Origin of the sequence: Mycobacterium sp., from assembly GCF_035653355.1 — a bacterium.
Lineage (GTDB): Bacteria > Actinomycetota > Actinomycetes > Mycobacteriales > Mycobacteriaceae > Mycobacterium.
In genome coordinates, this window is the sequence record NZ_DASRBZ010000664.1 from 1 (window position 1) to 5,955 (window position 5,955).

At 68.1% G+C, this 5,955-nt stretch carries 6 protein-coding genes; all 6 read left to right on the forward strand.

What is annotated here, in order from left to right; all coding sequences use genetic code 11:
• Positions 1–1,586: Rne/Rng family ribonuclease (locus VFA16_RS22680; protein WP_324969997.1), on the forward strand; the 1,586-nt coding region annotated here is incomplete at its 5' end.
• 151 nt (positions 1,587–1,737) lie between these two features.
• Complete coding sequence (gene rplU, locus VFA16_RS22685; protein ID WP_324969998.1) at positions 1,738–2,049, forward strand: 50S ribosomal protein L21; 312 nt, start codon at positions 1,738–1,740, stop codon at positions 2,047–2,049.
• A gap of 14 nt (positions 2,050–2,063) precedes the next feature.
• Complete coding sequence (rpmA, locus tag VFA16_RS22690; RefSeq protein ID WP_324969999.1) at positions 2,064–2,330, forward strand: 50S ribosomal protein L27; 267 nt, start codon at positions 2,064–2,066, stop codon at positions 2,328–2,330.
• A gap of 77 nt (positions 2,331–2,407) precedes the next feature.
• On the forward strand, positions 2,408–3,850 hold the full coding sequence (gene obgE, locus VFA16_RS22695) for a GTPase ObgE (RefSeq protein ID WP_324970000.1): 1,443 nt from the start codon (positions 2,408–2,410) through the stop codon (positions 3,848–3,850).
• Entirely contained in the window at positions 3,847–4,953 is a 1,107-nt protein-coding gene (gene proB / locus VFA16_RS22700) for a glutamate 5-kinase (RefSeq protein WP_324970001.1), read from the forward strand. The genes obgE and proB overlap by 4 nt, the downstream gene beginning before the upstream one ends.
• A gap of 52 nt (positions 4,954–5,005) precedes the next feature.
• Positions 5,006–5,955, forward strand: a 950-nt coding sequence (locus VFA16_RS22705; RefSeq protein WP_324970002.1) for an NAD-dependent epimerase/dehydratase family protein, incomplete at its 3' end; no start/stop codon positions are given.

A 5,955-nucleotide genomic window follows, 5' to 3' on the forward strand; every position in this document is an offset into this window, starting at 1 on the left:
TCCAGGTCAGCAAGGACCCCGTCGGGCACAAGGGCGCCCGGCTGACCACCCAGGTGTCGCTGGCGGGCCGCTACCTCGTTTACGTTCCCGGCGCGTCGTCGACCGGGATCAGCCGCAAGCTGCCCGACACCGAACGTCAGCGGCTGAAGGAAATCTTGCGCCAGGTGGTGCCGCCCGACGCCGGGGTGATCATCCGCACGGCCTCGGAAGGCGTCAAAGAAGACGACATCCGCGCCGACGTGAACCGGCTGCAGGAGCGGTGGGCTCAAATCGAGGCCAAGGCCGCAGAGATCAAGGAAAAGTCGGCCGGGGCAGCGGTTGCGCTCTACGAAGAACCCGACGTGCTGGTCAAGGTTATCCGCGACTTGTTCAACGAGGACTTCGCCGAACTCATCGTCTCCGGCGACGAGGCCTGGAACACGATCAACGAGTACGTGAATTCCGTTGCGCCCGAACTTCTTCCCAAGCTGACCAAGTACGAGTCGCCAAGCAACGACGGGCCGGACGTCTTCGCGGTGCACCGCATCGACGAGCAACTGGCCAAGGCGATGGACCGCAAGGTGTGGCTGCCGTCGGGCGGCACGCTGGTGATCGACCGCACCGAGGCAATGACGGTCATCGACGTCAACACCGGCAAGTTCACCGGATCCGGCGGCAACCTCGAGCAGACGGTCACCAAGAACAACCTCGAGGCGGCCGAGGAAATCGTGCGCCAGCTAAGGCTGCGCGACATCGGCGGCATCGTGGTGATCGACTTCATCGACATGGTGCTGGAGTCCAACCGTGACCTGGTGCTGCGGCGGCTGACCGAGGCGCTGGCCCGCGACCGCACCCGCCACCAAGTATCCGAAGTGACGTCCCTGGGCCTGGTGCAGCTGACCCGCAAGCGGCTGGGCACCGGTCTGATCGAGGCGTTCTCGACGCCGTGCCCGCACTGCGGCGGGCGCGGGCTCATGCTGCACGCCGATCCCGTCGATTCGTCGCAGGCGACCGGTCGCAAATCCGAATCGGGCAGCCGTCGCAGCAGGCGGTCGCGCAAGAGCCGGGCCGACGAATCGTTGGTGACCAAGCTGCCCGAGCACGCGCCCGGCGAGCATCCGATGTTCAAGGCGATGGCTGCTGCCAACGGCCGCCAGGACGGTGAACCCGGCGAGTCCGAGGACGAGCTTGTGCACGCGGCCGTCGACAGCGAGGCGGAGGAGGAATCCGAGGCACAGACCGCACAACAGGTCGCCCGCGAGGTCGCTGAGGAAGATCTGCTCGACACCGACGAAGACGACTTCGAAGACACCGACGAAGATGACACCGACGAAGAGGACGAGGTCGAGCTCGACGAAGAGGAAGACCTCGGTGAAGAGGACGATCTCGACATCGACGAGGACCTCGAGGTGGTCGACGGCTCCGATGAGGACGACGAAGACTCCGAGGACGCCCTCGACGAGGAGGATTCAGCGGGTGACTCCAGTGAGGAGCCCTCAAATCAGGGCGGCGGTGAGCCCCCGGTTCCCACCGTCACGCCGTCCCCGGCTCCACGTCGGCGGCGCGCCGCGGCACGCCCGGCCGGCCCGCCGATCCACGGCGACTAGCGGTCGCCGCCGTTGGCCCCGGCGGTTTGACCCTGTAGTCGCTGGTCACGTACCCTTGATCAGTTGTCGTCAGGCCCTGCCTGACGCTCCCCAGACCCGCTGCGCGCACCCCTTGGTAGCGCGCGCTCCGAAGAAGAGGTAGAGACCCACGATGGCGACCTACGCAATCGTCAAAACCGGCGGCAAGCAGTACAAGGTCGCCGAGGGAGACGTGCTCAAGGTGGAAAAGCTCGACTCTGAGCCCGGCGCGAAGGTCACGCTGCCCGTGGCCCTGGTGGTGGACGGCGCCTCGGTCACCACCGATGCCGCGGCGCTGGCCAAGATCGCCGTGACCGGCGAGGTGCTCGAGCACACCAAGGGCCCCAAGATCCGTATCCACAAGTTCAAGAACAAGACCGGCTACCACAAGCGTCAGGGTCACCGTCAGCAGCTGACCGTGTTGCGGGTCACCGGAATCAAGTAACGGAGGCGACAGACATGGCACACAAGAAGGGTGCGTCCAGCTCGCGCAACGGCCGTGATTCCGCTGCCCAGCGGCTCGGCGTCAAGCGGTTCGGCGGCCAGGTCGTCAAGGCTGGTGAAATCCTCGTGCGCCAGCGCGGCACCAAATTCCACCCCGGCGTCAACGTCGGCCGTGGCGGCGACGACACGCTGTTCGCCAAGTCGGCCGGAGCAGTGCAGTTCGGCGTCAAGCGCGGACGCAAGACCGTCAGCATCGTCCCGGCCGGCACCACGGCCGGCTGAGCCGCGCGAATGTAACGCAGCGGCGGAATAGCAGGCCGTTTTCCGCCCTGACGTTACGTTCGAAGGAGTGACCCCCGATGCCCCGGTTTGTCGACCGCGTCGTCATCCACGCGCGGGCGGGTTCCGGCGGTAACGGCTGCGCCTCGATCCACCGCGAGAAATTCAAGCCGCTCGGCGGCCCCGACGGCGGCAACGGCGGCCGCGGCGGCAGCGTCATTCTCGTGGTCGACCCGCAGGTGCACACCCTGCTGGACTTTCATTTCCGCCCGCACATCGTCGCCCCATCGGGCAAGCCGGGCATGGGCGGGCACCGCGACGGAGCCGCCGGCGCCGACCTGGAAGTCAAGGTGCCCGACGGCACCGTGGTCCTCGACGAGAACGGGCGCCTGCTGGCCGACCTGGTCGGGGCCGGGACACGATTCGAAGCCGCGGCCGGCGGTCGCGGCGGCCTGGGCAACGCCGCGCTGGCCTCCCGAGCCCGCAAGGCTCCTGGCTTTGCGTTGCTGGGCGAAAAGGGACAAGCCCGCGACCTGACGCTGGAGCTGAAAACCGTCGCCGACGTCGGTTTGATCGGTTTCCCCTCGGCGGGCAAATCCTCGCTCGTATCGGCGATTTCGGCGGCCAAACCCAAGATCGCCGACTACCCGTTCACCACCTTGGTGCCCAACCTCGGCGTGGTCTCGGCGGGGGACACCACCTTCACCGTCGCCGACGTACCCGGCCTGATCCCCGGCGCGTCACAGGGCCGCGGCTTGGGCTTGGACTTCCTGCGGCACATCGAGCGGTGCGCAGTGCTGGTACACGTCGTCGACTGCGCCACTCTAGAGCCGGGCCGCGACCCGGTCTCCGACATCGATGCGCTGGAAGCCGAACTGGCGGCATATACGCCCACATTGCGTGGGGATGCGGCGCTCAGCGACCTCGCCGAGCGGCCGCGAGCGGTGGTGCTCAACAAAATCGACGTCCCTGAAGCCCGCGAACTTGCCGAGTTCGTCCGCGACGACATTGCCGAGCGCGGCTGGTCGGTGTTCGCCGTGTCGACCGCCAGCCGAGAAGGCTTGCAGCCCTTGGTCTTTGCGCTCGCTCATATGGTGGCGACGTATCACGCCGCACAGCCGGAGCCCACGCTGCGTCGTCCGGTGATCCGCCCGGTACCCGTCGACGACAGCGGCTTCACGGTGGAACCGGACGGCCACGGCGGTTTCGTGGTCCACGGATCGCGGCCGGAACGCTGGGTCGACCAGACCGACTTCGACAACGACGAAGCGGTCGGTTACCTCGGCGACCGCCTGGCGCGCCTCGGCGTTGAAGAGGAGCTGCTGCGGCTGGGCGCCCAACCCGGCTGCGCGGTCACCATCGGTGACGTGACCTTCGACTGGGAGCCGCAAACGCCCGCCGGTGTCCCCGTGACAATGTCGGGCCGGGGCACCGACCCGCGCCTGGAACACACCGAGCGCGTCGGCGCCGCCGAACGTAAAGCAGCCCGCCGCCGGCGCCGGGAACGTGGTGAGAATTCATGACCAGCCCGCACCGGGAAGCCATCCGCTTCGCGCGGCGCGTCGTTGTCAAAGTCGGCACCACCGCACTGACCACCCCCTCCGGCATGTTCGACGCCGGCAGGCTGGCCGAGCTCGCCGACGCGATCGAGGCCCGCATGAAGGCGGGCTCCGACGTCGTCATCGTCTCCTCCGGGGCCATCGCCGCCGGCATCGAGCCGCTCGGATTAACCAGGCGCCCAGCGGATCTGGCGACAAAGCAGGCAGCGGCCAGCGTCGGGCAGGTCGCGCTGGTGAACTCGTGGAGTACCGCGTTCGCTCGCTACGGCCGCACCGTGGGCCAGGTGCTGCTGACCGCGCACGACATTTCGATGCGCGTCTCACACACCAACGCGCAGCGCACACTGGACCGGCTGCGCGCCTTGCACGCGGTGCCGATCGTCAACGAGAACGACACCGTGGCCACCAACGAGATTCGGTTCGGCGACAACGACCGGCTTTCGGCGCTGGTGGCGCACCTGGTGGGCGCCGACGCCCTGGTGCTGCTGTCGGATATCGACGGCCTCTACGACACCGATCCGCGCAAAGCAGCCGAGGCGCGCTTCATTTCGGAGGTGTCCGGCCCGGCCGATCTCGAGGGCGTGATCGCCGGGCGCGGCGGGCACTTGGGTACCGGCGGAATGGCGTCGAAGGTGTCGTCAGCGCTGCTGGCCGCCGACGCGGGGGTGCCGGTGTTGCTGGCTGCTGCTGCCGACGCCGCCACTGCCCTGACCGATGCATCAGTGGGTACGGTGTTCGCCGCCCGGCCTGCCCGGATGTCGGCGCGCCGGTTCTGGGTGCGCTACGCCGCCGAAGCCGCGGGCTCGCTGACCCTCGACGAGGGAGCGGTGCGCGCGGTGCTGCGGCACCGCCGGTCACTGTTGCCCGCCGGGATCACCGCGTTATCGGGCCGGTTCCACGGAGGTGACGTCGTCGAACTGCGCGGGCCCGACGCTGCTGTAGTGGCCCGCGGTGTGGTCGCCTACGACGCGGTAGAACTGGCCACCATGATGGGCCGGTCGACGTCGGAGCTGCCCGCCGAACTGCGGCGGCCCGCTGTGCACGCCGACGATCTGGTCGCCGTTTAAGCGCGCTCGTTTCAGCGAATTTTCCCGCCTTGAACGGGTATTCCTATCTGGTATGCCGACACGAATCGTGATCACCGGCGCGAGCGGGAACATCGGCACCGCCTTACTCAAACGGTTGGCTGCCGCCGGGGGTGATTACGCGCTGCACGGCGTGGTGAGACGACGGCCGCCGCCTGTCGGGGTCTACCGCGCGGCGCGTTGGCATCAACTCGACCTGGCGGACCGGCACGCGGTCACTCGACTGCAGCGAGTGTTCACCGGCGCGCAGTGCGTGATCCATTTGGCGTGGGGATTTCAGCCGACCCGCAATACCCGTTACCTCGACGCGGTCGGCATCCACGGAAGTTCAGCAGTGCTGGCCGCGGCGCGAGCCGCCAGAGTCGCCCAGCTGGTGCACATGTCCTCGGTGGGCACGTACGCCGGGGGACGCTACGGCCAGCGCGTCGACGAATCATGGTCTACCACTGGCATCGCCAGCTCGCCCTACAGCCGAGCCAAGGCCGCGGTGGAAGCCATGCTCGACGACTATGACCACGGCACCGGCGACGGCGTGGTGATCACCCGCATGCGGCCGGGTTTCGTGGTGCAGCGCGATGCCGCCGAGGGCCTGCGGCGCTACACGATTCCGGCGTACATCGACCCGGCGTGGCTGCGGTTGTTGCCCGTTCTGCCCATGGACCGCTCGCTGACGATCCCTGTCATCCACGCCGACGACGTCGCCGACGCCATCGTCAAAGCCGTCGAACGCCGCGCCGCCGGGCCGTTCAACCTCAGCGGCGAACCGCCTGTGCGTCTCGACGACATCGCACGGGCTATGGGCGCCAAGCCAATCCACATCCCGTCAACGGTGCTGCGGATGGTGATGCAGGCCAGCTGGACAGCGCGGCTGCAGCCGATCGACCCCGGTTGGCTGGATTTGGTCTATGCGGTCCCGCTGCTCGACACCCGGCGCGCCCGCACGCTGCTCGACTGGTCGCCGCAGCACGACTCCCTGCAGGCCGT